The 314-nt window shown below is 42.7% G+C and carries 1 pseudogene; it reads left to right on the top strand.

Going from position 1 to position 314, the window contains the following annotated elements:
• Nucleotides 1-314 (top strand): annotated as a pseudogene (locus AC0QHF_RS00365) (group II intron reverse transcriptase/maturase); the annotation flags it as partial.

Raw genomic sequence — 314 nt, 5'->3', positions numbered from 1 at the left:
AAGATTGCCATCTCCGATTGGTTAAAGCCCATTGGACTCCAACTCAAGCCGGAAAAGACAAGAATCTGTCACACACTTCAAGAAATAGAAGTAAATGGAAAAATGGTCGCACCCGGTTTTGATTTTCTAGGGTTCAATATTAGGCAATATCCTGCAGGTAAACACGTATCCGGAAAAAGTGGGGGAAAGGTCAGTAGATTACTAGGTTTCGTAACCCACGCCAAACCGGACAAGGAAGCAATCAAAGCCCACATTGAAAAGGTAAAAGAGGTGATTAAAAATCACAAAACTGCACCTCAAGCCGCCCTGATTAA

The sequence above is a fragment of the Lyngbya sp. CCY1209 genome (assembly GCF_055795065.1).
The sequence above is the reverse complement of the archived record's forward strand: the minus strand, read 5'-3'. Positions and strand labels throughout refer to the sequence as shown.